At 59.3% G+C, this 24,869-nt stretch carries 19 protein-coding genes; 15 read left to right on the top strand and 4 right to left on the bottom strand.

Features of this window, described 5'->3' with window-relative positions:
• Positions 1-23 precede the first annotated feature (23 nt).
• Together KT71_RS10865 and KT71_RS10860 are read left to right on the top strand one after the other, a co-directional pair.
• Positions 24-1,259, top strand: coding sequence for an acyl-CoA dehydrogenase family protein (locus tag KT71_RS10865; protein WP_008295357.1), 1,236 nt, complete (start codon positions 24-26; stop codon positions 1,257-1,259).
• A 27-nt stretch (positions 1,260-1,286) separates the two neighbouring features.
• A complete protein-coding gene (locus tag KT71_RS10860; RefSeq protein ID WP_023659612.1) occupies positions 1,287-2,423 on the top strand; it encodes an acyl-CoA dehydrogenase family protein in 1,137 nt (378 codons plus the stop codon).
• A 94-nt stretch (positions 2,424-2,517) separates the two neighbouring features.
• On the opposite strand, the gene KT71_RS10855 is transcribed toward KT71_RS10860, so the two are convergent.
• Together KT71_RS10855 and KT71_RS10850 are read right to left on the bottom strand one after the other, a co-directional pair.
• Complete coding sequence (locus tag KT71_RS10855) at positions 2,518-3,930, bottom strand: SDR family NAD(P)-dependent oxidoreductase (RefSeq protein ID WP_008295360.1); 1,413 nt, start codon at positions 3,928-3,930, stop codon at positions 2,518-2,520.
• Positions 3,931-4,024: 94 nt separating this feature from the next.
• Positions 4,025-4,387 (bottom strand): hypothetical protein, encoded by a 363-nt coding sequence (locus KT71_RS10850; protein ID WP_008295361.1) that lies wholly within the window; start codon positions 4,385-4,387, stop codon positions 4,025-4,027.
• Between the two features lie 147 nt (positions 4,388-4,534).
• Between KT71_RS10850 and KT71_RS10845 the strand changes: the two genes are divergently transcribed.
• The 4 genes from KT71_RS10845 to KT71_RS10830 are packed head-to-tail and all read left to right on the top strand — an operon-like array spanning position 4,535 to position 9,054.
• Positions 4,535-5,602: an alpha/beta hydrolase gene (locus KT71_RS10845; protein ID WP_008295362.1), complete on the top strand. Its 1,068-nt coding sequence runs from the start codon at positions 4,535-4,537 to the stop codon at positions 5,600-5,602.
• Complete coding sequence (locus KT71_RS10840) at positions 5,599-6,381, top strand: lysophospholipid acyltransferase family protein (RefSeq protein WP_008295363.1); 783 nt, start codon at positions 5,599-5,601, stop codon at positions 6,379-6,381. Before KT71_RS10845 ends, KT71_RS10840 begins: the two co-directional genes overlap by 4 nt.
• Positions 6,374-8,287: an aminotransferase class I/II-fold pyridoxal phosphate-dependent enzyme gene (locus KT71_RS10835; RefSeq protein WP_008295364.1), complete on the top strand. Its 1,914-nt coding sequence runs from the start codon at positions 6,374-6,376 to the stop codon at positions 8,285-8,287. The genes KT71_RS10840 and KT71_RS10835 overlap by 8 nt, the downstream gene beginning before the upstream one ends.
• A 44-nt stretch (positions 8,288-8,331) precedes the next feature.
• Positions 8,332-9,054 (top strand): dienelactone hydrolase family protein, encoded by a 723-nt coding sequence (locus KT71_RS10830; RefSeq protein ID WP_008295365.1) that lies wholly within the window; start codon positions 8,332-8,334, stop codon positions 9,052-9,054.
• Between the two features lie 14 nt (positions 9,055-9,068).
• On the opposite strand, the gene KT71_RS10825 is transcribed toward KT71_RS10830, so the two are convergent.
• Positions 9,069-10,004: a S1/P1 nuclease gene (locus KT71_RS10825; protein ID WP_023659611.1), complete on the bottom strand. Its 936-nt coding sequence runs from the start codon at positions 10,002-10,004 to the stop codon at positions 9,069-9,071.
• Positions 10,005-10,121: 117 nt separating this feature from the next.
• Between KT71_RS10825 and KT71_RS10820 the strand changes: the two genes are divergently transcribed.
• The 6 genes from KT71_RS10820 to KT71_RS10800 all read left to right on the top strand — a co-directional run bounded on the left by KT71_RS10820 (position 10,122) and on the right by KT71_RS10800 (position 18,576).
• Positions 10,122-11,645, top strand: coding sequence for an acetyl-CoA acetyltransferase (locus KT71_RS10820; protein WP_008295367.1), 1,524 nt, complete (start codon positions 10,122-10,124; stop codon positions 11,643-11,645).
• 96 nt (positions 11,646-11,741) lie between these two features.
• Positions 11,742-12,641, top strand: coding sequence for a DUF1302 domain-containing protein (locus KT71_RS21240; protein WP_023659610.1), 900 nt, complete (start codon positions 11,742-11,744; stop codon positions 12,639-12,641).
• Positions 12,642-12,696: 55 nt separating this feature from the next.
• Positions 12,697-13,638 (top strand): DUF1302 family protein, encoded by a 942-nt coding sequence (locus tag KT71_RS21235; RefSeq protein WP_274518444.1) that lies wholly within the window; start codon positions 12,697-12,699, stop codon positions 13,636-13,638.
• A 24-nt stretch (positions 13,639-13,662) separates the two neighbouring features.
• Complete coding sequence (locus KT71_RS10810; protein WP_008295370.1) at positions 13,663-15,027, top strand: DUF1329 domain-containing protein; 1,365 nt, start codon at positions 13,663-13,665, stop codon at positions 15,025-15,027.
• Positions 14,981-16,201, top strand: a complete 1,221-nt coding sequence (locus tag KT71_RS10805; protein ID WP_023659609.1) for a YCF48-related protein — start codon at positions 14,981-14,983, stop codon at positions 16,199-16,201. The genes KT71_RS10810 and KT71_RS10805 overlap by 47 nt, the downstream gene beginning before the upstream one ends.
• Positions 16,198-18,576 (top strand): efflux RND transporter permease subunit, encoded by a 2,379-nt coding sequence (locus KT71_RS10800; RefSeq protein ID WP_008295372.1) that lies wholly within the window; start codon positions 16,198-16,200, stop codon positions 18,574-18,576. Before KT71_RS10805 ends, KT71_RS10800 begins: the two co-directional genes overlap by 4 nt.
• Here KT71_RS10800 and KT71_RS10795 read toward each other — a convergent pair.
• On the bottom strand, positions 18,573-19,061 hold the full coding sequence (locus KT71_RS10795) for an asparaginase domain-containing protein (protein WP_008295373.1): 489 nt from the start codon (positions 19,059-19,061) through the stop codon (positions 18,573-18,575). The genes KT71_RS10800 and KT71_RS10795 overlap by 4 nt on opposite strands.
• A gap of 169 nt (positions 19,062-19,230) precedes the next feature.
• Here KT71_RS10795 and KT71_RS10790 point away from each other — a divergent pair, with 169 nt between their 5' ends.
• Genes KT71_RS10790 through KT71_RS10780 form a run of 3 tightly spaced genes read left to right on the top strand, consistent with a single transcriptional unit; the run spans position 19,231 to position 24,830 of the window.
• A complete protein-coding gene (locus tag KT71_RS10790) occupies positions 19,231-19,851 on the top strand; it encodes a class I SAM-dependent methyltransferase (protein WP_023659608.1) in 621 nt (206 codons plus the stop codon).
• A gap of 9 nt (positions 19,852-19,860) precedes the next feature.
• Positions 19,861-21,615: an autotransporter assembly complex protein TamA gene (locus KT71_RS10785; RefSeq protein ID WP_008295376.1), complete on the top strand. Its 1,755-nt coding sequence runs from the start codon at positions 19,861-19,863 to the stop codon at positions 21,613-21,615.
• Entirely contained in the window at positions 21,612-24,830 is a 3,219-nt protein-coding gene (locus tag KT71_RS10780; RefSeq protein ID WP_023659607.1) for a translocation/assembly module TamB domain-containing protein, read from the top strand. The genes KT71_RS10785 and KT71_RS10780 overlap by 4 nt, the downstream gene beginning before the upstream one ends.
• Positions 24,831-24,869: the final 39 nt, after the last annotated feature.

Here is a 24,869-nt window from a genome sequence, read left to right as displayed (position 1 = left end):
CGCATTGAGATAAGGAAAAACGCATGTCAGACAGTGAACGCAAAGACACGGCGGAGCAGGCGGAGTTTCGTCGCTACTGTAAAGCCTGGATCGCAGATAATCACCCGGGAGAGCCGACGGTACGCTTGCCCCTGTCGCCCCTGGAGATTATGACTCCTGAGCAGATGGCCTATCTTCAAAGCTGGCAGAAGTCCGCTTACGACGCGGGGCTTGTGGGCTGTGACTATCCGAAGGAAGTGGGTGGCGGTGGGCGCAAGGACTGCCAGCGCGTGGCCAATGAGGAACTGGTGGCGGCACGAACGCCCTATTATCCCAATGTCATCGGCCTGGGTATGGCCGCGCCCACTGTGTTCCATCACGGGAAGGAAGCGCTTAAACAGCAACTGTTGCCGCGATTATTTTCCGGTGAGGATATCTGGTGTCAGGGATTCAGTGAGCCCGGCGCGGGCTCTGATCTCGCGAATGTCCAGACCTTTGCAGAACCCAAGGGCGACAAGTGGATCATTAACGGCCACAAGGTCTGGACCAGCCTGGCGCACTTTGCCGAGTGGATGATCATTCTTTTGCGCACGGATAAAGGCCACAAGTACGAGGGCCTGTCTTACTTTGTTGTGCCCATTGCTTCTGCGCTGGGCAAGGGGGTCACGGTAAAGCCCCTGATTAAAATGACTGGCGAGACCGGTTTCAACGAGGTGCTCTTCGAAAACCTCGAGGTAGACGACAGTTTTCGCCTGGACGAGCTGGGCAAGGGCTGGCAGGTAGCGATGACAACCCTGCTGCATGAGCGGGGCGCCGGGGAGTTGGTGACCCCCCGTGCCGGCGGTCTGAAGAGCGAAAGCTCTCTGTCCATCAGTTCGCGAAACGTCATGGATCTGGCGACAAAAACCCCTAGGGGGGCACAGCAGGCGTCCGACGATCCCCTGCTGCGAGATCGCATGGTGCGACAGCTTATTCGTGAAGAGGCCCTCAAGGAGCACCAGCGCCGATCCCGGGTGCCGGCACTGATCGATCATCCCATGCGGCTGCCCTTGCAGAACAAGCTTCTGGCGTCAGAAATCGCCCAGGACACGGCCGCATTGGCTCTTGAGGTGGAAGGACCTGCGGCGAGTCTGTACCTGGCGGATGAGAATGCGCCGGCGCGGGGTCAATGGCCTCTGGCTTATATGAACTCCTACGGCATGACCATTGCCGCGGGTACCAGCGAAATTCAGCGCAATATTCTGGGCGAACGCGTCCTGGGACTAGCCAAGTCTAAATAGACTTGCCGGCCTCTGAAGGAGATTTTTGTGGCACAACCAAAGAATTACGGATTTGAGGAAGAGGCGGGGATGCTGAAAGATGGCGCCCGCCGGTTTTTTGCAGAAAAACTGCCCGTGGACCAGCTTCATGCGCTTGTCGCGGATGCCTACGTGCCCGAGCGGGCGCCGGAAGTGAAATGGCGAAAAGAACTATGGGACGAAATGGTGGCACTGGGGTGGACCTCCCTGGCGGTCCCGGAGAGCGCCGGTGGTGTGGGCATGCCCTGGGTTGCCGTGGCAGCGCTTCTTGAAGAAAACGGGCGCGCCGCGTTTCCCTCACCCCTTTTGACAACTCTGCAGGCCACGGCCGTTTTAAGTCACTGCGGTCAGGCCGGGGAAGCGGCCCTGGCAGAAGTAGCCGGCGGCTGCGCAGCAACGATTGCCGTGATGGACCCCGCCGGTAGCGCTGTTCCCGGTGCCGTAAAGGTGGTGGATGGCAAGCTGATGGGTACGGCTTCTTTTGTTCAGGACGCCGGCAAATGCGATAGCGTTCTGGTCGTCGCCACGGACGAGGGCGAACCCACGCTGTTCTGGGTAAAACTTGCCAGCGATGGCGTTGAGGTGAGGCAGGACGCCATCATCGATCTCACCCGGGATCAGGCGCGAGTGTCCTTTGACGGCGTCGCTGCCGATCGAATTGAGACCCATGGCGCTGCAGCCTGGGACGCCGCATTGCCTACCCTGTGGATGTTGCTCAGCGCAGATATGGTCGGCGCCGCTGAGTGGCTTTTGCAGACGACGGTGGAATACGCCCAGCAGCGCAAGCAGTTCGATCGATCCCTGGGCTTTTTCCAGGCCGTCAAACACGATCTGGTCAACGTCATGATTGCCATCGATGAGAGCAAGTCACTGCTGTACAGCGCAGCCTGCGCTATCGATCATGAGCCCGAGCGCGCCCGGGAGCTGGCGCACATGGCGAAGTCCTCGGCGAGCGATACAGCAGCCTTCGCCGCGGGCAGAACCGTTCAGATGCACGGCGGCATCGGTTTCACCTGGGAATGTTATGTGCACCTGTACTTCAAACGGCAGAAGCACAGCCAGTTGCTTTGGGGTGACGCCGCCTGGCATCGCGCAGCCCTTGCGGCATTACTCCTGGATGGACCGTCTGCGGCAGCGGCGGCCTGATGAACTGGAAAACCGCCGGTCTCATCGCCGCGGCCCTTCTTGTGGGCTACGGCACCCTGGCGCTCATTGCTTTTGCCTAGGGGCGTGGACCCATTCAGGCAGCCATGCTGTCTTCGAGGGTAAAGTCTTCGAGAAACGCCATGAGCTTTTCCCGCTCAGATACATCTTCCCGGGTTCGTGCCAGGAGATGCGTTGTGCGTGGCTCGCGATCAAGAAAGAGCTTGCCCGTGACCTTGGCGGCCTCGGAGGCAGCTGCGAGCCAGATAATGGTGTCCGCGCCTTCCTCCGGGGTTCGCAGAATAAAGCGGGTCAGGGAGTGGAAAGCGGGGAGGGATGACTCCACTCCCGGCGTATCAGCCCAGCCGGGATGCATCGCGTTGACGACGATACCGTCCCTGGCCCAGCTCTCGGCCCACTCTTCCGTAACCACCGTGAGTGCCCGTTTGCAGCGCGCGTAGGCTGTGGCGCCCGAGTAGTTATCCGGGATCGCCTGAAGACGATCCACGCGAAGCTTCTGGGAGTACATGCCTCCGGAGACCACGTTCACCACGCGGGCATCGCCGGCGGCTTGCAGCAGGGGTTTGAGCGCTCGCGTCAGGCGCCAGGGGCTGAGAAGGAGAAGTGCGAAGCTCTGCTCCAGGCCTTCGGGTGTGGTACCCCAGTCATTGAAAAGAGCCCCCGCATTGTTTACCAGAACATTGATGGGCTCGCCGGCTTTCAGGAGTCGGTCAGCGAGGGCGTCGACGTCGGCCATGATGGAGAGATCCGCCAGCTCCTGACGTATCGCCATGTTCCCCGTTTCGGCCTTTAATTCCCTGACCACCGCTTCGCCACGCTCGCGGTTTCGCATGACCAGTATCAACTCCGCGCCGCGTTCCGCCAGATCCCGTGCCGTGGCTAATCCCAGACCGGAGGTGGCGCCCGTGACGATAATCCTCTGCCCCTTGAGCGAGGCGCTCATGGGATCCCAGTGTTTTTTACCCCGGCGGTAACCCCACTTACTGAACATGGCCAGGCCGGGCCAGAGGAGCCGGTCCGCGGTGGCGCTGCCCGAAGATATTTCGGGAGCTTCGTTGCTGTCGTCCAGCGCACGCTTGAGACCACGTAGGGCACTTTTGCCCATGCGCACCATCCCGGACTTCAGTACACCCTCCAGGGCGGCGAGGGGCATTTTGTAACTGAAGTCTGCGTGGTAATCGATGCGGGTCTGACCGTCGTCTTCTGCAAAGTAGATGGTGTCCACCGCGGAGAACAGCCAGCTCTCTGCCTGCAGGGTGACCATGTTCGGCGCTTCAAACTCCGTGATGGTATAGAGAAGCTCGATGGATCCCAGGGGCAGGCTGCAGCGCACTTTGAACTGTGTGCCCAGCCCGACGGGGCCATCGCTGATTTTGCGGGCTTTAAAAGCTGTGGCGTCCCATTCCGGCGTGGTACGGAAGTCTGCGGTGTAATCGAAGCACTCCTCGACGGGGCGCTGGACTCGGATGGTTTCTTTAAGACTGATCATGGGGACTGTGAACTCTGAATCTGATGCTGTGCTTACGCAGTCCTGTGCCTGGCAGTTCACCTTTTGTCCAGGGGCGGGCTGCGGCCCCGCCGTCTTACTCCTCTACCCAGACGTGTCTCAGAGGTTCACCAAAATCGTCATAGATCACCTGTTTTCGGGACCGCCGCCGTCCGGTTTTTGAGCCGGGCTTTCTGGATCCTTTCAGGGATTCTCTTCGCGCCTCGATCGTTGCTACCACCTCGGGTACGGGGGTGCGCTCGCTGGGAGGTTCCGTAAACAGCGGTCGGGAGGGTGCGGGCCGTGTACCGGGCTCCCAGGCACTGGCACCGCGGGGCACGTTGTTGACCTGACCACCCACTTTCAGAAACTTCTCCGTGGCCTGCTCCAGCTCACGACGAATAGCCGCCTTTGACTTGACGCCGAGTTTGGGTTTCTTCTGTGGGTCGTCTTTTGTCATCCCTAGGCTTTTACGGAAGTTCCCTGCAGGTCCGTCTTTGATAGACGGATTAACGGTCAATCCCCATTATAGCGCCGGATTTGGTGGTTCAGGGCTACCGGTATCTGGGATAATCACGCCCTTGAGCGATTCTCGGGAGTTAGATTTATGTTTTGGCTTGTTATCACGGTCGTGGCCTTCGTCATGTTTTCCTACATCGTGCTTCGAGGGGAGAACCTGTCTTATCTCGATCAGCCCGTTCCCGAGCCAGGCAGAAGGCCGCCCAGTGAGGCCATGGAGAAAGTGCTCGCATCCCTGAGGGAGTTTGGCGAAGGCGCTCATGGCCGCGGTCGTCAGCGTGTTCAAGCCATTCGTGGCTTTATGGATAAGATGGGCGCGGAGCGCAACTACGAGAGTGAGTTTCTGGCACTGTCCACACCGGATCTGCGCGGTGAGTGGGTTTTGGCGCCCGAGCACGATAGCGGGCGGCGGATTCTGTACCTCCATGGTGGCGCATTTATTGCCGGCAGCCCCCTGAGTCATCGACCCATCACCGACCGCCTTGCGCGCCTCACTGGTGCGTCGGTCTTTGCTCTGGATTATCGCCTCATGCCCGAGCATAAGCGCATCGATGGTATCGAGGACTGCCGACGGGCGTACCGATGGATTCTGGAAAATGGTCCCGACGGTCGTTCACCCGCAGAAACGCTGGTGGTGGCCGGGGACTCAGCCGGCGGCAACCTGACCCTCTCGCTTTTGTCCTGGGTGCGGGATCAGAATTTGCGCCAGGCAGATGCCGGCATCGCCTTATCGCCCGCGACGGACGCAGTGCTTGACGCGCCCAGTCTCCGCCATAACATCGCCAGCGATGCCATGCTCGGACCGGCCTTCGGAACCCTCGCAAAGGTTCCGGATATTTTTCTCCTTTGGTACACCTGGGCCACGTCGCGGATGCTGCCCGCCGATCCCCGTATTTCGCCGCTGCGCGGCTCCCTGGCGAATCTACCCCCGATTCTTGTCCAGGCGAGTGACACAGAAATGCTCCTGGATGATGCGCGGCGCTATGTGGCGAAGGCCCAGGCGGCGGAATCGCCGGTGGTGCTTCAGACATGGCCCGACATGGTGCATGTCTGGCAGATGTTTACGCCGGAACTTGAAGAGGCCGAGGAGGCCTTTGACAACATTGCAGAGTTTCTCGACGCGGTGCTGCCCTCAAGTGTAGAGCAAGCCGCATGAATGCTGTCCGCTCGTCGCTGGTGTTTGCCTGGATGGTGATAAGCATTATCCCCATTGGTCTTGGTCTCGTTGTTTTTTCTCTGTTTCTTTCCTCGGGCGCTCTGTGGGCGTACTTCGCCCGGCCCTGGCTGCGCGGCGTCATAGGCGCGGCGCGATGGATAGGGGGCGTGGATTACGAACTTCACGGAGCGGATAATCTACCGGAACCTGACGACATGCGCCGCGTGATCCTCGTGTCAAAGCATCAATCTACCTGGGAGACCTTTTTCTTTCCCAGCATGATGCCGCATAACCTCGCTTACGTTTTTAAGAGAGAGCTTCTTCGGATTCCCATTTTCGGTTGGTGTATGGCGCGTCTCGAAATGGTGCCCATCGATCGCAGTAAACGCTCCGAGGCCTGGAACAAGGTGGCGCAGTTCGGTGTCAATCTGATGGATAAGGGACGCTGGATTATTATGTTTCCCGAGGGAACCCGCAGTGCGCGGGGAGGGCAGGGCAACTACAAAAATGGCGCAAGTCGTCTGGCGGTGGCGACGGACGCCTGGCTCATACCCATTGCGGTGAGCTCCGGCCAGTGCTGGCCGCGCCGGTCCTTTTCTTTTATTCCAGGAAAAATCGATGTCTCCATCGGTACCCCCATCCAGGCCTCGGGCGGCGATCCCGAAGCCCTGATGAGGCAAGTTGAGACCTGGATCGAGGGGGAGATGCGCCGCATAGACCCCGAGGCCTATTCCCAAGAGCACTCCGACACTTCCGGGAGCAGCACAGACGGTGGCTGATCATCCCTTACCCGAATGCCGGGCGTTGATTCTCAGTGGAGATCAGCAGTGGCGGGACCTCTTGTGCTCCCGCCTTTGCGAGCTCGAAGCCCGGGGAAGTGAGGACTCTCAGCGCTTTTTGTTAAGCCTGGAGGGCCTCTCCCGCTGTGAGGCGCTTCTTGAGCAGGCGGAGCGGGACGGCAGCTTGCAGTGCGTGGTTTTAGACGCGGCGAGCCTGCCGGATACCACAAACATTATTGCGAAGCTCCGGCGTCTGCGCAGCGAAGTCGACATTTTCATAGCGGTCTCCTCGGGAGAGCGATCAGCGGATGAGCGCTGTGAGCTGGTGGATCGCGATGATACCCGCGCCGAAATCCTTCTGCGGCGCTTGCGCCGTGCTATCGCAAAACGGGCCAGCACGCCCTTTGCCGATACCCTGCGGGACTATGTGGAGGGTGCCCGGGATGCCTGGCATACACCGGGACATTCCAGCGGGGATGGTTTGAGGGAAAGTCCCTGGGTGGCGGATTTCTACCGCATGATGGGGGAGCACGTCTTTAATGCTGATCTGTCCGTGTCGGTGCAGGAACTGGATTCCCTGTTGGAGCCCTCCCACGTCATTCACTCCGCTCAGGATCTCGCTTCGGATGCTTTTGGGGCGAAACACACTTTTTTTGTGACGAACGGCACCTCCATGGCGAATAAAGTCATCGTGCAGCACGTCCTCGGAAACGGCGGCAAGATGCTCGTGGATCAGGCCTGTCACAAGTCTGTGCATCACGCAGCCATCATGTCCGGCGTCGATCCGGTGTATCTACCGGCGAGCGTAAACGAGACTTACGGCCTCTACGGCCCCGTCAGTAAAGCGAGTATCGAAGCGGCGATCGATGCCCATCCGGACGCCGCTTTGTTGGTGCTCACGTCCTGCAGCTACGATGGTTTTTACTATGATCTGGAGCCTATTATCCGGCGTGCTCATGCGGCGGGCATGAAGGTATTGGTGGATGAGGCCTGGTACGCCCACGGTTATTTTCATCCCAAATTGCGACCCTGCGCCCTGGAAAGCGGTGCCGACTACGTCACCCAAAGCACGCACAAGATGCTCTCGGCTTTTTCCCAGGCAAGCATGATTCATGTTGCAGATCCCCGCTTCGATGAGGCCCGCTTTCGAGAACACCTGAACATGCATACCTCCACAAGCCCCCAGTACGGGCTTATTGCCAGTCTGGACGTTGCCAGAAAACAGATGAGCATGGAGGGCTTTTCCCGTTTGGATCGCTGCATTGGCTTTGCTCGGGAGTTGCGCGACGGCATTGCGGCTACGGGGCGATTCCGCGTGCTCAGCCTTGACGACATGTTGCCTGCGGTATTGCGGGATGATGGCGTGCGCCTCGATCCCACAAAGCTCACCATCGACGTGAGCCAGGGGGGATGCGGAGCCCGGGAGCTTCAAAAAGCGCTCTACGAAAAATACTCCATCCAGGTGGAGAAGATTACCCACAATACCCTCTCGGTGCTGGTCACCCTGGGAACGACGCAGAGCAAGGTTCTTCGATTACTGAATGCCCTTCGCAGTCTTGCCCGGGATATCCCCGCAAAATCTGTGAATACCCCGGCTCCACGGGTGCTCCCTGCCATGGGTGTTATGGAGCTAAGCCCCCGGGAGGCCTATTTCGCTAGCAGCGAGGATCTGCCCCTCAACGATGAGAGTCACGGCATCAATCGCGCTCTCGTGGGGCGCGTAAGCGCTGATCAATTGGTGCCTTATCCCCCGGGCATCCCCGTGCTTGTCCCCGGGCAGCGAATCAGCGAGGACGTTCTGCACTATCTTCTGGATCTTTATCACGGTGACAGTGGGATCGAACTCCACGGTCTTGCGAAACACGATGGCAGGCCCATGCTTCGGGTCTCCGCTACAGGCGGATAAGAACACTTGCTACGCACTTTGGCTCATTAACAGGAGGAATCGGTATGGCCATTCAGGAAAAATACATCGAGTACTCGGTGGGCGACAAAACCCACGAGGCCTTTCTCGCCTGGGATGATGATCACAGCGGACCGCGTCCCGGCGTGATGGTGGGGCATGCCTGGGGCGGACGGAGCGAATTTGAAGAAGACAAGGCTCGTTGGCTAGCTCGTCAGGGGTACGCAGGTCTCGCCATCGACATGTATGGCAAGGGTATCCGAGGTTCATCGCCGGAAGAGAACAGTGCGCTCATGGCACCGCTTCTCGAGGACCGGGGGGAGCTCCAGGCACGCATGACAGCGTCTCTTGAACTGCTTCGATCCCTGGACCCCGTCGACGCGTCTCGCTGTGCCTCCATGGGATACTGTTTTGGTGGTCTGTGCGCCCTGGATCTTGCGCGCATAGGCAGTGACATAGCCGGCGTCATTTCCATTCACGGACTGTTCACGCCGCCGGGGAACACGGGGGATGTCACCATTTCCGCCAAGGTGCTCTGCCTTCATGGTTATGACGATCCCATGGCAGACCCGGATAGTATGCTGGCGTTGGCAAAAGAATTGAGCGATGCGGGTGCCGATTGGCAGGTGCATGCTTATGGAGGCACGCTTCACGCTTTCACCAATCCCCAGGCAAACAATCCCGATATGGGCACGGTTTATCATCCACTGGCGGATGCCCGTTCCACCGTGGCGATTGCTAACTTTCTGCAGGAGCTTTTTGCCGCCTGAGCCCTACCGGACTCTCAGCGGAAGAGACGCTCCAGCCAGCGACGCCAGGCGCTTTTTACCTCGGAGGCTTCTTCCGGGTCGGATACCGTGGGCGCCGGCGCGGCATCGCGGTAACCGTGGGCCTCGGACACCCCGTCAAAGGTCGCGTTTAACCAAGCCGCCGTGCGCACGGCAGACAGCGCGAGTCGCTGCTCCGCCCGGGGAAGCTGTTGTTTGATGTAAGCCCTGTCGATGGCAGTCGGGACGGGATACAGCGTTTCCCGGAGGGCGGCGCTTTCCCGGATCCATAGGAGAGGGTCGCTATCTGCTGGGTTGGGCTCTCGCAGGAGATCGCCTCGGCGAAAATAGTCGAGCCAGGTCTCCTTGCTGCGCCCGGTGCTTTCAAAAAGCTGGCGATCCCAGACGCTGTGCAAATTGGATGTTTCCCCGTTTATGGCCACCCGGATCTGGTTGCCGCCCCGATCCCGTCCATTCCCGACATGCAGGGGTTGCTGGAGGTCCTGCACAATATGCAGGGCAAAGCGCAGGGCGAGACGTTTCCGTCGGGTCGGGGTTGTCGGGTCTCTCAAATCCTTACGGAACTGTTGTAACGCCGTGTAGCCGTCTCCCTGGGGCGGCGCACCGACCTGGGTGTAGCTCTGACCATCCGGTACGGTGACGTAGTGGTAGGGGCCGGCTTCTTCCTGCCAGAAGGGATCGGGGTCGCCACGCATACGGTCGGCCCAGGTTGAGGCGGATGCCAGGGTCTCGTCTTTGAGAAGCGCATCGATCTGCGCCCGCGCATTTGCGCTCAGGTAGGGTGCTGCGAGCGTGCCGGCAAGCTCATGACCCATGGCACCCCAGGCGCGCGCTCCCGAACTCCACGCCAGGGTATTACCCAGGAGACAGAGCGTCACCAGGAATCGGCCGGGGGCCGATCCCCCGAGGGGCGGGATAAACGCTGTAAACACCCATCGACTCCTATTCTTCATCATGCAAGTTTACGACGGTCGAGAGCGTTGGAGCGACCCTGCGCTTCGCCCTGTGCTGTGATATAAAACCGCGGCTTTCAATCTGGAAAAAACATCATGAACAGCGACTCACAACCTATCATCATCGGCGTTGGTCAGGCGATCTGGCGCGAGCGTGACGTCACGCGTACTCCCGTGGACGCTCTGCAGGACGTAGGGACCAAAGCACTGTCGAACACGGGGTCAGAGCAGGTGCTGGCCGCCATCGACCGTATCGTGCACGTGCCCTTTCTCATGAACCAGGTGCCCGGATTTGCAGAGGCCATGCCCGTGAATCCGGGCGCCGCACTGGCCGAGCGCCTTGGCATCAGCGCTGCGCAGTTCACTTCCGATGTGGGTGGGAATCTCCCCCAGCAGTTGCTGAATGAGTTTGCACGGCGTCTGAGCCAGGGTGACGGTGACGTGGTCCTGCTCTGCGGTGTGGAACTGCTGGCGACGTTCCTCGGTGCCGTTCGCGGCGGTGATGGATTTCCCGACTGGGCGACGGGGCAGGAGGATACGGCGTTGCAGGTGGGTGAGACGCCGGTGATGACCGCCCCGACGGAGCAGGCTCACGGCCTCTACGAGCCCATTAATGCGTATCCCCTGTTTGAATCTGCCCAGGCTCATGCCCGGGGTCTCTCCGTCGATGAACATCAGGCGCTGCTCGGTAAGCTGGTGTCGGACATGAGCCATGTAGCGGCAGAGAACCCCTACGCCTGGAAGAATCAAGCCCTCTCTGCAGACGCGGTACTGTCCACTGACGGTGGAAATCGCATGATCAGTCATCCCTACACCAAGGTGATGAACGCCGTGTTGGCCGTGGATCAGGCGGCGGCCGTGGTACTTACGACCGTGGGCAAGGCCCGGGAACTTAACATCGACCCCGAGCGATGGATTTATCTACGCGGCGCCGCGTCGGCCCATGATAGCTGGTATCTGGGGCAGCGGATGAAACTCAGCGAATCTCCGGCATTGAAGGCGGCCTGCGATGGAGCCCTGTCCCAAAGCGGGTTGGACGTCGAGGAACTCACGCACTTTGATCTTTACAGCTGTTTTCCGGCAGCGGTACAAGCGGGCTGTGACGCTCTGGGGATCCAGCCCGACGACCCCCGGGGTGTCACCGTGACCGGGGGTTTGAGTCTCTTTGGAGGGCCGGGTAACAATTACAGTCTTCACGGCATCGCCTCTATGGCGGACCGTCTTCGGGAGACGCCCGGAGGCGCCGGTCTCGTGTGGGCGAATGGGGGTTACCTCACGAAGCACGCGGTGGGTGTCTATGCCCGGGAGCCCGGCGACAGCCCGTGGGTTCCAGGTGATGATGAGATGCTTCAGGCCGCCATCGACGCGCTACCCCTCGTCGAACTCGTGGATGCAGGGGAGGGGGGATTCCTTCTCGAAGCGCATACCGTGACCTATGCCAGGGAGGGGCCGACGCGGGCCATTGCACTGGGTAAGCTCGCCGATGGACGCCGCTGCGCAGCCGTGAGCGATGATCCCGACGTGATGCACGCGCTCGTGTCCGGAAACTATGTCGGTCAGCTCGCGCAAGTCAGGCACGAGGATGGCTTGAACCGCTTTCGCCTTGTCGCGGCGGACTGACAAAAATTTGATCGAGCGCAACATAGCTAAAGTCATTCCACAGTAAAGTTTTTACAGCTTATTCGCGATCCTGAATAAACCAATAAGGAGAAGGCCGTGAATGTCTGTAGTAAACACCTGCCTCAAGGTGGCCGCCGTCGATTTCAGCCCTCAGCTTTAGCGTTCGCTCTGGCATTGGCAGGCGCGGCCTTCACTCCCGTTGTTTCAGCGGCCAAGTTTGACCTTGGCCCTTTCGAGGCAACTTTTACCTCTCGTCTGTCCGTAGGCGCCAGCTGGCGTACGGAAGACCCCTCCCATCGGGTGATAACACCGGGAAACAGCGCTGGCCGCGGTCAGGCTTCTTCGGGCACCACGGACGATGGCAATCTGAACTACGCCAAGGGCGATATGTATTCCCTGCAGTTTCGTGGTCTCCATGACCTCGATTTGAACGCCGGCAGCTGGGGTGTGTTTACCCGTGTGAAGTACTGGTACGACTACGAACAGGCGAACGGTGAGGTGCGCCACGGTCACGCGGCGACCAATTACGCAGCAGGTGAAGAGCTCGATCTGTCGGGCTTTCAGGATCTTGCCCAGGACAAGGGTTTCGAGTTTCTGGATTATTACCTCTACGGTGAATTTGATCTCGGCGACAAGCCTCTGGAACTCCGTGCCGGCAACATGGTGCTGAACTGGGGTGAAAACCTGTTTATACAGAACGGTGTTAACGTTGTAAGTCCCGTTGATGTGACGGCGTTGCGTCGTCCCGGGAGTGAGATTCGCGAGGCCCTGCTCCCGGTGGGGATGCTTTACGCCAACTTCGGGGCCACCTATAACCTGTCCGTGGAAGCTTTCTATCAATACGACTGGCAAAGGTCGATTCTGGATGAATGCGGCACCTACTGGAGCTCCGCGGACCCCTATGGAGGTGGTTGTAATTATCTGACCGCCAGTGCTGCCCTGCCGGACGCTGCACAGGTGGGCACGATTTTTGAGATAGGGCGCGCCCCCGACTAGAGAAGCCAGCGACTCCGGGCAGTACGGTTTTTCCGCCCGCTATTTTGCCGAATCCCTGAACTCCACGGAATTTGGTCTCTACTACCTGAACACCCACAGCAGAACACCCATCTTCAGTGCGATCAATACGGAGGTAGGTCTGGGTCAGCCGATTCTGAACCCTGCGGTGCAGCCACGCTACGTCTTTGAGTTCCCCGAGGATATCGAGGTTTTTGCCGCCAGCTTTACTACGAATATCGGCGATTGGGCCTGGGCGGGAGAGGTGAGTTACCGGCCGGACTTTCCTCTTCAAATCAACACCACGGAGTTACTTCAGGCCCTGTCTTTAGGGATTATCGCTGAGTGGTCACCCATGGTGCCCCGAAGTCTCGCCGCCGGACCCGGCGGTTACGTCGCGGGCTACGATGATGTGTCCTATACCCAGATGCAGACCTCGGTGATCAAGTTCTTCGAGCAGGTTGCCGGTGCGGATCGCATATCCCTTGCGGCAGAAGTGGGCGCTGTTTGGCTGGGGGGCATGGACGACGACATCAACTATGGACGCTCCGCCGCTTATGGCGCCAACACCTTTGACACCTTCGCCAGTAATCTACCCCCGCTGCCCGGATTGCCACCGATCACCGGTGCGCCGATCAGCTGCAACAGTCATCCCTATCAGCCATTGGGTGTCGTGGCCAACCCAACGGCGGAGTATTGCGAGGATGAGGGCTTTACCACGGACTTCTCCTGGGGCTATCGCTTACGGGTTGCGGCAAATTACAACAACGCTTTTGCCGGCGTGAATCTAACCCCCAGTGTGGCGTGGTCCCATGATGTGTCCGGTTATTCTCCGGCGCCCAATTTCATAGAAGATCGCATGGCCTTGAGCCTGGGCCTCCGCGGGGATTACCTGAACATCTATCAGGCGGAGCTGTCCTATACGTCATTTTTCGGGGCCGACTACAACGAACTGCAGGACCGGGATTTTGTGTCCCTGAGTTTTTCCGTTGCCTTTTGAATTCACTATCAGGGAGTTTTGGAGATGAATAAGAAGCCGCTCAATCTCTTACTTGCCGCCGCGCTGGCCATAAGCTCGTTGCCCGGTGCCGCCAAGATCAGCGAGGCCGATGCCCAGAGACTGGGAGGGCCCGAGCTGACTCCCGTAGGCGCAGAGCGGGCCGGCAATGCTGATGGCTCCATCCCGGCTTGGAGCGGGGGGCTCACGGACTTGCCCGAGGGTTACACGCCGGGTGACCGCCTGGTGGATCCCTATCCCGATGATGCGCCGCTGTTTACCATTACTGCCGAGAACGTCGGTGACTACGCGGACAAACTGTCCCCGGGACAGATCGCCATGTTCGAGCGCTATCCTGATAGTTACCGCATGCGCGTGTTTCCCACGCGTCGCAGCGCGCGTCTTCCCGAAGAGGAATACGCGCTGATCAAGAAATCTGCGGTGGTCACGGAGCTCGCGGAAGGCGGCAATGGGCTGCGGAACTTCTCTGCGGGTGTGCCGTTCCCTATCCCCCGGGATGGTGTCGAGGTCATCTGGAACCACATCACCCGCTACCGCAACGAGAGAGGCTTGAAGCGGCGGTACACGCAGATTCCCGTGCAGGCCAATGGTAACTTTGCGCCGGTGCTCTTTGAGGATGAGTCCATACCGGCCAGTCGCCTGCCGGACAATGAATATCCCAATCGTCTTTTCGTGTTTCTCCAGCGCATCCTCGCGCCCGCGCGCCTGGAGGGCGACGTGCTCCTGGTACACGAGAATATTGATCAGGTAAAAGAGCCCCGTAAGGCCTGGATCTACAATGCCGGCCAACGCCGGGTACGTCTGGCGCCGAATATTGCCTATGACGGTCCGGGCACGGCGTCCGACGGGCTGCGGACAGCCGACGATCTCGACATGTTTAACGGCGCGCCGGATCGCTACGACTGGACGCTCGTAGGGAAGAAAGAGCTGTATATCCCTTACAACGCCTATGACCTTCGTCGCGGCGACTTAAGCTACAAGGACATCGTCAAAGCGGGGCATATGAATCCTGATTACCTGCGCTATGAGCTGCACCGGGTATGGGTGGTCGAGTCCACCTTGAAGGAGGATGCGAGGCACATCTATGCGCGGAGAACCTTCTATGTGGATGAGGACAGTTGGCAGATCTCTGTTATTGACCATTACGACGGCCGTGGTGAGCTTTGGAAAATGAAAGAAGGGCACAATATGATGCACTATCAGGTCGCTGTCCCCTGGTTGGCTGCTGAGTCCCTCCATGATCTCGTGTCGGGTCGCTATGTGGTGATTGGTCTCGACAATGAGGAGTCCGGTTACCAGTACGACTTCGGCTACGAGGGCAGCTTTGGCGACTTCACGCCTTCGGCACTGCGTCGGGCTGGGCGTCGCTAGGACCGTGACCCGGGAGAAAACATGGATTGGCCGCTGCCTGGCGGCCATTTTTTGCATGCTTCTGTCGGGCACTCTCCATGGGGCCGATCCTGACGGAGAGTCGAAAGCGCTGGTTTTTACGCCGGCGCCTACCGTGCGTAACCCTGAATCTCAGCAACTGCTGGATATCACCCGGGCCGGAGAGAGAATCCTCGCCGTAGGCGCAGCGGGGCTTATTGTTGTCAGCGATGACGAGGGGGATTCCTGGAGACAGGTGCCCGGTGTTCCCGTGAGCACAACCCTGACCGCCGTTACATTTCCTACGCCGACCCGGGGTTGGGCGGTAGGTCACGGAGGGGTGATTCTGGCGACGGAGGACGCTGGGGAAACCTGGCATCAACAATTTGATGGGTACCGGGGGGCCGAGGCGTTTCTGGACTTTGCCCGCATGCAAAGGAGCAGGCTTCAGAGCCAGCTTGACGCAATGGAAGCCGATAGCGATCTGTCTGAAAACAGCGCGGAGCTGGAGGAACTCGCCATCGCCCTTGATGACGCCCTTTTCATTGAAGAAGAGGCGCTGTTGGCTGTGGAGAACGGTCCCGCAGACCCCTTCCTTGATGTCGCGTTTTTCGATGCGATGAGCGGTCTGGCGGTGGGTGCCTACGGCATGTCCTTTCTCACCACCGACGGCGGTGCCAATTGGGCGGTGAACCAGCAGGGCATCGATAACATCGAAAGGTTTCATCTCTACGGCCTGCATATTGAAGATTCTCTGGTAACGATTACCGGCGAGGCGGGTCTGCTTTTTCAGTCCCGGGATCGCGGGTACCGGTTCCGGCGATTTTATGATGTTTATGAAGGGAGCCTGTTTGGCGCGGTACCTATTGCCGCCGGTCTGGTGAGTTATGGACTGCGAGGTAACGTGTTTTTACAGTCCCGTCCCGGAGGTGAGTGGCGAGAACTGCATACCCGGAGTGAAAGCAGTCTGTATGGGGCTGTGGCTTTAAGCGATGGTGGTGCTTTGCTTCTCGGTGCCGGGGGAATGCTTGTGCGACTCAGCGATGATGGCGAAGCGCGCTTGTTTCAACATCCCGGTCGCAGCACTTTTTCTTCAGGGCTTGAGGGACATGAAGGTGAAATCTGGCTGGTGGGCATGGGTGGTGTCGCGCGTTTTTCCCGGGCGGTGGCGCAGTGACGGTCCAGGAAAGTTACACCCTTGACGACAGTGACGGGCGAATACGGCCCGCAATCGGCCGGGTAATTTTCGCAGCCCGCGTACCCCTCATTGCCTTGTTTGTCATTGCTACAGGCTTCTTTGGCTGGAAGCTGACCCAGCTCCGGGCCGACGCAAGTTTCGAGAAGATGATCCCCGTCTCTCACCCCTACGTGCAGAATTTCCTCGCGAGCCGCGACGATCTCAAGGGTTTGGGTAATTCTGTTCGCATCATCGTAGAAACCCGCGACGGAGATATTTTTACAGAGTCGTTTCAGACGCTGCTCCAGCGAATTACCGATGAAGTCTTTTACATCAATGGTGTGGATCGCTCCGCCTTGCAATCGCTGTGGACACCGAACGTCCGCTGGCAGGAAGTCACGGAGGAGGGCTTCGTCGGCGGATCGGTGATCCCCGATGACTATGATGGGAGTCCGCGTACTCTAAGCAAGCTTCGGGAAAACACTCTGAAGTCCGGGCAGATCGGTCGCCTCGTGGCGAATAACTTTCGCTCCGCCATCGTGGTGGTCCCCCTGGTCGAGATTGATCCCTCCACCGGCGAGCGCCTGGATTACGCGACCTTTTCCCGGGACCTCGAAACCCTGGTTCGGGAAAAATATGAATCCGATGAAATTTCTATCAGGATCATCGGCTTTGCCAAGCTGATCGGTGATCTCATCGAAGGTGCAGCCCTCGTAGGGTTGTTTTTCCTCGTGGCCTTTGTGATTACCGCGATACTCTTGTTTTTATACACGCGATGTCTCTGGTTGAGCTTCGCATCGCTGCTCTGTTCTACGGTAGCGGTGGTCTGGCAAATGGGCCTTCTCAAAGTGATGGGCATGGGCCTTGATCCCTATTCCATGCTCGTGCCATTTCTGGTGTTTGCGGTGGGTATCAGCCACTCCGTGCAGATCGTGAACCGCTTCGGTCACTTCATCTACCACAGGGTGTCTCGCGTTGATGCTGCCCGTCTGACCTTTGTACGCCTTTCAAAACCGGGTTTTATCGCCCTGGTCAGCGATGGCGTTGGGTTCTTCACGCTTCGGGTCATCGATATTCCCGTGATTCAGGAGCTGGCCGTGGTCGCCAGCACGGGCATCGCGGTACTGGTGTTGACGAACCTGATTCTCCTGCCTTTGGTGCTCTCCTTTACCGGTGTCAGTGATCGCTGTGTGCGCTACCGCGCCGATAAAGACCACAGTGAATATCGGCATTGGCGTTTCCTCAGTGGGGTTACGCGTCGTGGTCCGGCGACCGCGGTTGTGTTGGTTTGCCTGAGTCTGTTTGCGGTGGGTATCTGGTTTGGGCAGGATCAGCAGATCGGCGATCTGGACCCCGGTGCCCCCGAGTTGCGAGCCGATTCCCGCTACAACATCGATAACGCCTTTCTCACGGAAAACTATTCCACCAGTACCGATGTATTTGTCGTGATGGCCAGAACCCGCGAGCAGCAGTGCGGTAGCTATGACTTTATTGCCGCCGTGGATCGGTTCCAGCGTCAGATGGAGGCCGTGCCGGGAGTGCAGTCCGCTCTGTCCCTGGTCGATGTGTCCAAGCTCGTGATTCAGGGAATGAACGAGGGCAGTCCCAAATGGCACGACATCAGTCGTAATCAGTATGTGCTGAACAATTCCCTCAGTCGTGCCCCCAACAGTTTGCGGAATACTGACTGCTCCATGGCGCCGGTGATCCTGTTTCTCGATGATCACAAGGCAGAAACCCTGAATTCCGTGGTGGATGCCGCCGAGTTATTAGCCCCCCGGTACGAATCGGAAGATTTGCAGTTTCAACTGGCCGCGGGTAACGCAGGAGTTGAGGCAGCTACAAACATCGTTATTGCCGATGCCCAGGCCAAGATGCTCTTGTGGGTCTACGGTGTGGTGATCTTGCTCTGCCTGCTTAACTTTCGATCGGTTCGGGTCACGGTGTGCATCATCGTGCCCCTTGCGCTGACCTCGGTTCTGGCGCAGGCACTGATGGCGGCGCTGGGGATCGGTGTAAAAGTTGCAACGCTGCCGGTTATCGCCCTGGGTGTGGGCATAGGCGTAGATTACGGCATTTATATCTACTCGGCCCTGCAGTTTTACCTCCATCGAGGCGAACCCCTCACCGTGGCATATTTCGAGGCGCTGAAAAGTAGCGGCACGGCGGTGGCCTTTACAGGCTTAACCCTGGCTATCGGCGTGGGCACGTGGATCTACTCGCCTATCAAGTTTCAGGCGGATATGGGGCTTATGCTCACCTTCATGTTTTTCTGGAACATGCTCGGCGCTTTGATCTTCCTGCCAGCGCTCACGGTGTTCTTTTATTCTCGTGAGGAAAGGTCCGGTAACCCCACAGTCGGCAAGCCCGGCTAAGCGTTCAGGACCTCGAAGCGGTTGGCTTCCAGGTTTTTCTGCACGTTGTCGATGTCGAAGAGCTGCCCGTTCATGGCGATGTAAACGCCGGGAGCGGCTGCCTGCAGTGCCCCGATGGCGCAGCCGATGTTAAAAATGGCATCGGACCCCTTGAAAGCAGCGGGTTGCAGCGCGCCCGTGAGAACGATGGTTTTCCCGGGAATGCCCTTGAGGGCCTGACCCGTGCGGACCATGCCATCGGTGCCATGAGTGATGAGTACCTGCTGTTCCACGCAGCGCTCGGTGCTTTGCCGGATCGCCGCCCGGTCCTCTTCCGTAAGTTCCAGGCTGTCCTTTCGCATGGCCGACTCTACGGTATAGGGAAATTGCGCTCCCATACTCTCCAGTAATTCGCCGATGACCGGTTCACCGACCTGGTAGTCACTTTTGGCGTCGAAATAGATTTTATCGATGGTGCCGCCGGTGGTGATGATGTGTAGATCCATAGTGGGCCTGAGCCTTCTGAACAGAGAGCGAATCCTGCTACATGCGCGCGCCGCTGTCGAGGCTCTCGGGTTCATGGGTCGAGGGCTTGCTTTTGTTCCGCACCCAAGGCTGCAGGCCGCTTATAATGCCCGGTCCGAGCAACGACGTGAGACAACAGGACAGCAGCTTATGGGTTTCTATGAACGTCACCTACTGCCGCACTTCATCAACTGCGCCTGCGGCAGCAAACCCATCATGAAGCAAAGGGAGAAGATTGTGCCCCGGGCGAAGGGCGTCGTACTGGAAATTGGTATAGGCACCGGGCTCAATCTTCCCTACTACGACCGGGATAACGTGGAGCGACTTATCGGCCTCGATCCCTCCGAGGCCTCCTGGGAGCTGGCGGGGGAGCGGGCCGACAACATCGGCTTCCCCATTGAATTTATTGGTCTGCCCGGGGAGGAGATCCCCCTGGAAGACAACAGCGTCGATACCATTGTGATGACCTACAGCCTCTGTACCATTCCTGACCCCGTCACCGCACTGCGCGGCATGGGACGTGTGCTGCGCCCCGGCGGCGTCCTCCATTTTGCCGAACACGGTCGCGCACCCGATGAGGCCGTCCGTCGCTGGCAGAACCGTCTGGATCGCCCCTGGGGTCTCATTGCCGGTGGCTGTCATCTCAACAGGGATATTCCGAGGCTGTTGTCCGAGGGTGGGTTTCACAGTGATGATCAGGAGAGCATGTATCTGCCCAGCACACCCCGTTTTGCCGGTTTCAATGTCTGGGGCAGCGCAAGGCCGGCGTGAACCTGGCTAATGATTCTTGCCCTGCGCAAAGCGCTAATCACTGTCTTTTCGCTTCTCCTGAGTTATGGCGCTGCCGCTGATGGCCTGCGTTACAAGGTTGAGGGCGTCAATAAGGAAGTCAGGGAAAATATTCGTGCGTATCTGGGGGAATCTCCGAGTGAACGGGGCGCTGTCGAGCGGTTTCTGAGCACGGCTCCGTTGTTGGCAGCCAAGGCCCTGGAAGCCCTGGGCTATTACGAGCATGAAATCGACTTGCAGGTGGATCGCGAAGGAGATCCCTGGCGGGCGACGCTGTTCGTCGTGCCGGGAGAGCCTCTTCGTTACACCGCCGTGTCCGTACGTCTGCTGGGAGAGGGCGCCGACGATGGGAGCCTGTCCGCCGTTGTAGATGCCCGCTCGCCAAAACCGGGCGACCCCTTGCACCATGGACGCTACACCGACCTCAAGCGGGAACTCCTGCAGGTGGCCCGACGTCGGGGCTACTTTGATGCCGCCTTTGCGGAAAACCGTGTGGATCTGGATGTAGCGCGGCAACAGGCGACGCTGTCCCTGATTTTTGATGCGGGCCCCCGCTATCGTTTTGGCGCTGTCAGTCTGGACGAAGCGGTGATGGATCCGGGGTTACTGGAGCGCCTCCTGCCCTTCAAAACGGGCGAGCCCTATGAGCAGCGCCTGCTTCTTGAACTGCGTCAGCGTCTTTTGCGTCTCGGGTACTTCGGCAGTGTCACAGTCCTGCCGGACCTTCCCAAACGCAGTCTGCCAACGGTCCCCATTGACATCGCTTTGACAAAGGCGCCGCGCCACAGCTATGAAGTGGGTGTGGGTTTCAGCACGGATACCCGGCAGCGCCTGTCCCTTGTCTGGCAGAGTCCACGCCTCAACCGCTGGGGGCATAGTCAGGAGACAGCGCTTCGCTGGTCGCCCGTTAATCCCCAGGCACGCGTGACCTACAGTATTCCCCTGGATGATCCGGCAAACGATGTTTTGCAGCTCATCGCTCGTCTTGAAGACAATGAATTTGGCGATCTTGAGAGTGAGCAGCAGGAGTTCCGCCTTCGCCGGGAGCGCACCAAGGACGGCACGGTTCGCAGTGTGCAAGTCCGAGCCCTCAGGGAGCGTTGGGGCGTTTTTGAAAATAATTTTGACGCCGGCTTTATCCTGGCGGGCGCGAGTCTCTCATCCCGTTACCGACGGGGCGATGCCGTAGATCCCCGAAGCGGCGTGAGTCAGTTTTACAGCCTTGAGGGCGCATCGGCGGATGTTGGCTCGGATGAGGACTTGTTGCGGCTCTACGGCAGTGTGCACGGGGTGCGGCGTTTTAATGAGCGCTGGCGTGCGGTGGGTCGCCTGGAGGCCGGCATGCTCTGGACCAGTTCCGAGGAACCCCAGGACCTTCCGCCATCCCTGGCGTTCTTCGCCGGCGGTGACAACAGCATCCGTGGTTACGCCTATCAGTCCCTGGGCCGGGAAGTGAGTATTCGCCGCGAGGGCGACCCTCAACCGGATCGCCTGGTGGTGGGCGGGACCCGTCTCCTCACGGGGTCTCTCGAGTTGCAGCGTTACTTCTCCCAAAGCTGGCGGGGCGCGGTGTTTGTTGATGCAGGTGATGCTTTCGATAGCGGTGATTTTGAAACTAATGTGGGTCTGGGTATCGGCGTGCATTACCTTTCTCCCGTAGGTGCCCTACGTCTGGAGTTGGCAAACCCCGTATCCGACAGTGACGGCTCCTGGCGGGTTCACATCAACATTGGAGCAGAATTTTGAGACGCCGTCTTCTTCGTTACCTCGCTCTCGGCGTATTGCTCCTCATTCCTTTGCTACCACTCTGGCTTGTCGCGACTACCTCGGGTCTGAACCAGGCGATACAGTTTGCCCAGGCGAGGCTGCCCCTTGTTGCGGAAAACCCCGAAGGCTCGTTGTGGCGGGGTGTTTCCCTCGATGCCCTGCGTTACCAGGGTGATGGTCTGGATCTGACCATCAAAAATGTCAATCTGCGCGTCCGCTGGCTCTGTATGCTAAGAAGCACGTTGTGCATCGACGAGGCATCTGCAGGCAGCGTAAAACTGGTCATCGAGGAGCGCGAGAGCGAGGACGCCGTGTCCCTCAAAGCGCCTTTGCCCTGGCTTCCCTTTTTGCTGGATATCAACAGTCTGGCAGTACAAGAGTTGCGCATAGTGAGGGGCGATAATGAGGAATTGGTAAGAAAGCTGACCCTGTCCGGCGAAGTGGGCAAGCGTCAGGCCCTCGTCGCGCAACTGGCGGGCGAACACGCCATGGTCGCCTGGGACGGGGGCGGAACCCTGAGTCGTAAGGGTGCCTGGGACCTGGCGCTGGAAGTCTCCCTGAGGTCCGCAGCTCTATCGGGCTGGCCCGAGAATCTCACTACGGATTACGCCATCAGCGGTACTGGCGATCTCGATTCCCTCGAGGGAACGGTCAGCGCCCTGGACGACTCCCTGTCCCTGGCGCTGGCCCTTGATCGTGGGCTTGATGGCAGGGTGGATCTGGTCGGTTCTCTCGACGGAGCGGCCATACTGTTGCCGCAGCTCCCGGCCTATCCGGATATTGGGCTGGAGGGCCCCCTGGCTTTTGAAGCTCAGCTTGCGGATCTTCAAAATCTTCGGGCCTCGTTTCGCCAGCAGGTAGTGGGGCTGACACCCCGGGCAGCAAGCCTGGGGGTGAGCCTCGAGCAATCAGCCGGTTTCTGGACTCTTGAAGAGGCCGTGCTGGGTGATGACCCAGAGCCTTTGCTGCGCGTCGCAGGCGCCCTGGGTGAACTCTCGTACCTCTCACCGGTGCTGAGTTTTGAGGCGAACAATTTTCGCGTTCCCTTGCGCCCGGATCAGCCCCGGATTGTTCTGAGCGGTTCCGGGCAAGGTCGATTTACCCTGAGCGATCCCCTGGGAAGTTTTGCGCTGAGCACGCTCTCAATGACAGTTCTTGAAGGAGAGACGCTGTGGAGCGTTGCTGGCGACCTGCAGGCCAGCGACTTTCCGCTGCTCCCTGCGGGGAAGCTCCGGGGCCGTCGCGGGGAGCTGCCATTCTCCTACGAGCGATCGGCGAGTCCCGGCGCAGCAGCGACCCTTGATCTCCCCGAGGGACTCCCCGGCGAGGAGCTTCGCGTATCGGCGCTTCAGGCACGGCTTACCCCCGGTGATGTTGCACAGCTGGACCTCAATGCCGAGGGCGACCTGCGCGGCGATCTGGATATTGCATTGCAGCGGAGCAGCAGTGGAGTCGAGTTTGAAATCCAGCCCTTTGTGCTGTACCTCCGCGATGAGGCGATCCTTGCGAATGCGCCCCTGGTCGGTGCCTGGCATTCGGAGGATGCCGCCATAGCCCTGGAAGCGTTTTGCCTCCAGTGGCGCGCTAACACGGCGTGTTCGGAGAACGCCTCCCTGGGCCAGCAGGGGGAGTTAAACGTATCGGTGCAGATTGATGAAGAACTCCAGGGAGCGATCTCCGAAAAGCCTTTTTCTCTGGAGGCGAGAGGGGCGGGCGCTACGAAGATCGTCTGGGGCGACGGTGCCCTTGAGGAGGCTGTATTTGACCTGGCTTTTGATCGTCTCTCCATCGACCCGTATATGTACGAGGGAACAGCCAATCCCATCGAGTGGGAAGAGGCGCGGGCCTTCGGCACCCTGCGACCCGATCTACGCGAGCTCACTCTTGATCTGCAGTCCGCGCGTCTCGGCGCGGTTTATCTGACCTTGAATGAGGCGGGGGCTGATTTGAATGGCACCCTGCGAACCCGGGGTCTTGATCTGGCATCCCTTGATGATCTGCTCCCGGAATGGAGCCTGCGCAGCGGCAGCATCGAAGCTGACATGAGCATTAAAGGTTCCCGCGGTGATCCGCAGCTCTTTGGGAAGTTGCTGTTGCAGAACGCGGCAGCCCGTCATCCGGACATCGACACGACGCTCTCGGATCTGCGCCTTGCCCTGGATGCCCGTGGCGACGCATTTTCCATCGACGGCAGTGCCCTGCTGGGAGGAGCGCCCTTAACCCTCGCCGGCAACTGCTGTGACGACGGTACTTTGGAAGCGGTGCTGAAGGGCGAGAAAAATGAGCTGCTGCTGCCGACCCTGGGTGTCGAGGCGCTCCTCTCTCCGCAGCTGAATCTGCGGCTCAACCGGGAAAGCGTCCACGTGGGCGGGGAAGTCACGGTGCACCGCGGCGTGTTTGAACATGCCGGACCTGCGGACGAGGCGATCGAAGTATCCGAGGATTTTTATCGCATAGATATTCCCCAGGCACCGGCCCGGCGTTTTGACGTGACGGTGGACCTTCGTGCTCTCATTGAGCCGGGATTTACCCTGCGATCCAAGGAGCTCGAGGCGACGCTCTCCGGGGACCTCAAGGTCAATATCCAGCCGCGACTGCCTCCGGCGCTTTATGGGGATTTGCAGGTGCTGGGGGGGGAATTGCGCGCTTATGGCCAGGTATTGCGCCTTACGGAGGGCAGCGTGGGTTTTGTGGGGGATCCTGTGAATCCGGCTCTCAATCTCAGCGCCGAGCGGCGTATACGCGCTGAAGATCTCCGCGTCGGTTTTCACGTTCGCGGCAGTCTCGAAGAGCCCACCTTCGAGATGTTCTCGGACCCCGTGCGTTCCGAGCGTGACACCCTGTCCTATCTTCTGCGAGGGCGGGGGCCCGATGCGGGGGCGTCCATGGACGGTACCGCCATGGCCCTGTCCCTGGGCGCATCGGCAATTAACCAGTCCGGCGCCCTGGAATCCCTGAACTCCATTCCGGGGCTGTCCGGCGTGTCTCTGGGGGCTGAGGGTAGCGACGATGATATGGCAGCCACCATCAGTGCCTATGTGGGTGAGCGCCTGTACCTGAGCTACGGCGTGGGCATCTATGAGCCGGTTAATGCCTTGACGGCGCGTCTTTATCTGCGTTCGCGTTTGTGGCTGGAGGTGGTGAGCCGCCTCGAAAGCTCTTTTGATCTTTACTATCGCTTCGATATCGAGTGAGGAGTCACTCCAGGCCATGAAGAACAGCCTCGTGTTTTC

Origin of the sequence: Congregibacter litoralis KT71 (assembly GCF_000153125.2) — a bacterium.
Lineage (GTDB): Bacteria > Pseudomonadota > Gammaproteobacteria > Pseudomonadales > Halieaceae > Congregibacter > Congregibacter litoralis.
Note: the sequence above shows the minus strand (reverse complement) of the source record. Positions and strands in the feature narration are given on the sequence as shown.